Origin of the sequence: Phenylobacterium sp. (assembly GCF_036821595.1) — a bacterium.
In the GTDB taxonomy this organism is placed as follows: Bacteria; Pseudomonadota; Alphaproteobacteria; order Caulobacterales; family Caulobacteraceae; genus Phenylobacterium.
In genome coordinates, this window is sequence record NZ_DAISJG010000155.1 from 1 (window position 1) to 2,500 (window position 2,500).

The 2,500-nt window shown below is 73.8% G+C and carries 4 protein-coding genes; 3 read left to right on the forward strand and 1 reads right to left on the reverse strand.

Features of this window, described 5'->3' with window-relative positions:
* The coding region (locus V7Z97_RS20070; RefSeq protein ID WP_334165355.1) for a hypothetical protein at positions 1 to 126 on the forward strand (126 nt) is incomplete at its 5' end.
* Positions 127 to 308: 182 nt separating this feature from the next.
* Here V7Z97_RS20070 and V7Z97_RS20075 read toward each other — a convergent pair.
* Positions 309 to 839, reverse strand: a complete 531-nt coding sequence (locus V7Z97_RS20075) for a hypothetical protein (protein ID WP_334165348.1) — start codon at positions 837 to 839, stop codon at positions 309 to 311.
* 89 nt (positions 840 to 928) lie between these two features.
* Between V7Z97_RS20075 and zapE the strand changes: the two genes are divergently transcribed.
* Together zapE and V7Z97_RS20085 are read left to right on the forward strand one after the other, a co-directional pair.
* The gene (gene zapE, locus V7Z97_RS20080; protein WP_334165351.1) at positions 929 to 2,053 is read left to right on the forward strand and encodes a cell division protein ZapE; all 1,125 of its coding nucleotides are present in this window, start codon (positions 929 to 931) and stop codon (positions 2,051 to 2,053) included.
* Positions 2,053 to 2,500: tetratricopeptide repeat protein (locus tag V7Z97_RS20085; protein ID WP_334165353.1), on the forward strand; the 448-nt coding region annotated here is incomplete at its 3' end. The genes zapE and V7Z97_RS20085, both read left to right, overlap by 1 nt.

The window sequence follows — 2,500 nt, forward strand, 5'->3', positions numbered from 1 at the left end:
TTCGGCGACGTCAACCAGCACGGCATGGAAGGGGTGCGCTTCTACACCAAGGTGAAGACCATCACCGCCCGCTGGCCCGAAGGCGCGGTCGAGGATTCAGCCTTCGTCATCCCGACCATGCGGTAGGGCGCACCCGCGTCCTTCTCCCCTTGCGGGAGAAGGTGTCAGCCGCAGGCCGACGATGAGGGGTCTCGCCGGGCTCTCCGGGAGTCGAAGAGGGGCCGCACCACGTCCGGTGCGGCCCCTCATCCGACCCGCTTCGCGGGCCACCTTCTCCCGCAAGGGGAGAAGGATGGATTTCCCGACGCCTAGGTCCGCCGGCTCACCTGGTCCTTGTTGAAGGCCCGGGTCTTGGCGCCCTGGCCGCGCTCGGCCTCGGTCTTCTCGCCGCGGCGGGTGTTGGTCTGGGAGTGCATGACGCCCTCGCCGGCCGGCTCGCCCCAGTCCTGCTCGGGATTGTCTTCCTGGCCGAGCTTGTGGATGTCGACGTTGGGCGGCGTGCCTTCGCCCAGGTCGCCGGACTGGCCGATCCCGGCCGCGTCGCGGCCGCCCGCCTCGCCGCCGTCGAAGCTGCGGTCCTCGCGGGCCGCGCCGCTGGCGTTGGCGCCGCCCCGGCTCACCGCGCCGGCCCCCATGTCGCTGGAGCCCTGGCCGCGGTCGTCGCCGCTCCCGGCCGGGTCGTTGTCCCAGCCCTCCGTCCGGTCCGGCGAGGTCGCGTGGGTCGACCGGTCGGGGTCGCGCTGCTGGTCCATGTCCTGCTGTCCGACGCCGCCGCCCTGCATCCGGGCGCGGTTCGTTTCGGGGGTGCTGGGCTGGTAGGTGCGGGGGTCTTCGGCCATGGAAGGTCTCCTTCGTCTGCCTGTCATCAACCCGCCCGCGCACGCCCCGTTCCTTGCGCCCGGACGCGGCGCCCGCTAGGCGGGGAGCGATGGCCGAAACCCTCGCCGACGCCTACCAGGCCCGCCTTGACGCCGGCGAGATCCGGCCCGACGCCGCCCAGGCCCGGGGGCTGGAGGCCCTGTCCCGCCTGGAGCGCGACCTCGCCGCCGCCGAGGTCGACGGCGGCCGGCTGAAGGCCCTGTTCCGCAAGCCGGAGGCCCAGCGCGGCGTCTACCTCTACGGGCCGGTGGGCCGCGGCAAGTCCATGCTCATGGACCTGTTCTTCGAGACCGCGCCCGTGGCCCGCAAGCGGCGCACCCACTTCCACGTCTTCATGGGCGAGGTGCACCGGCTGATCGACGCCTTCCGCAAGGGCGACCCGGTGGCGAGGCGCGCCCGCTTCGGCCGCGCGGCCAAGGGCGACGACCCGATCTCGCCCGTGGCCGAGGCCGTGGCGGAGGAGGCCCGCCTGCTCTGCTTCGACGAGTTCCAGGTCACCGACATCGCCGACGCCATGATCCTGGGCCGGCTCTTCGAGGCCCTCACCGCCCGCGGCGTCACCCTGGTCGCCACCTCCAACCGCCACCCGGACGAGCTCTACAAGGACGGCATCAACCGCCAGCTCTTCCTGCCGTTCATCGACATGCTGAAGGGCCGGCTGGACGTGGTGCAGGTGGCCGGCCACCACGACTACCGCCTCGACCGCCTGCGCGCCGCCGGCACCTGGTTCTCGCCCAACGACCCGGACAACCAGCGGTCCTTCGAACGGCTCTGGACGGAGATGCTGGACGGCGAGGAGGAGACCGGCGCCACCCTCGAGGTGCTCGGCCGCCACGTGACCCTGCCGCGCGCCGCCGGCGGCCTGCTGCGGGCCGGCTTCTCCAGCCTCTGCTCCGTGGCCCTGGGCCCCAACGACTACGTCGCCCTGGCCGACCGCTTCCACACCGTCTTCCTCGAGGACGTGCCGAAGCTCACCCCCAACCGGCGGGAGGAGGCCCGGCGCTTCGTCATCCTGATTGACGCCCTCTACGAGGCGAAGACCCGGCTGATCGTGCTCGCCGAGGCCGAGCCCATCCAGCTCTACCCGGCCGGCGACGGGGCCTTCGAGTTCGAGCGCACGGCCTCGCGCCTGCAGGAGATGCGCTCGGCCGACTGGCTGGCGGACCGGGACTGATGACGCTCGGGGAGGCCGTGGCCCTGCACCGCGCGGGCGATCTGGCCGCCGCGGAACGGGCCTATCGCGCCGTCCTGGCCGCGGGCGAGGTCCCCGAGGCCATGGCCAACCTGGCCTCCCTCCTGCGCCGCCGGGGCGAGACCGCCGAGGCCCGCGCCCTGCTGGAACGCGCCGCGGCGCTCGCGCCCGACACCGCCGGCGTCTGGCGCAACCTCGGCAACCTGCTGCACCACGCGGGCGACTTGGCCGGCGCCGCCCACGCCTACGAGGCGGTGCTCAGGCTCACCCCCGCCGACGACGAGACCGCCTTCGACCTTGCCCGCGTGCGCCTCTCGGAAGCCCGCTTCGCCGAGGCCTGGCCGCTGTTCGAGCGCCGGCCGCAGCGGGCCCGGGCCGAGGCCCGGCGGCTCAGCTTCCCCGAATGGCAGGGCGAGCCGCTCGCCGGCC